General features: G+C 44.4%; 1 protein-coding gene and 1 pseudogene. Both read left to right on the top strand.

The annotated features are described in order from the left end of the window. On the top strand, nucleotides 1–329 hold a 329-nt coding region (locus tag ACVUH9_RS22275), incomplete at its 5' end, for a transposase (protein WP_475761026.1). Between the two features lie 53 nt (nucleotides 330–382). Continuing rightward, a pseudogene (locus ACVUH9_RS22270) lies at nucleotides 383–516 on the top strand (cytochrome ubiquinol oxidase subunit I); the annotation flags it as partial.

Below are 516 nucleotides of genomic sequence, written 5' to 3'. Positions count from 1 at the left end.
AATGCCGTCAGGTCATTGCAGATCGGCAAGGGCATGCGGTGATTCCACCTAGAAAAAATGCGAAACAATGGAAAGATACAAAGAGTAGCTCGCTAGAGCGAAATGAATTACTTCGAACAATTAAACGTTTAGGCAGGACACTATGGAAAAAATGGTCAGGCTATCATCGGCGAAGTTTGGTTGAAACTAAGATGCATTGCATCAAATTATTAGGAGATAAACTCAGTGCAAGGAGTTTTGATAGCCAAGTGAATGAAATCCATGCACGTGTAGCAGTCCTTAACAGATTTACGGAATTAGGTCGACCACTTACCCAAGTTACGCCTTAAATTTGGCTCAATTAGGGGCGCTTTGCATTTCAAATCTTTGTGCAACAAAGCCCATCGAAAATGGCATTATTGTCCCCACAGATTGGTGGGCAATTGTGTTTAACCCATCCTTCCCCTACCGATTTGCCCATATGGCAGCAGCGGCCTTCCTAGTCTCATCACTTTTGGTGGTTGGCACCGCCGCATG

The organism is Patulibacter ginsengiterrae, from assembly GCF_056269115.1.
Note: the sequence above shows the minus strand (reverse complement) of the source record. Positions and strands in the feature narration are given on the sequence as shown.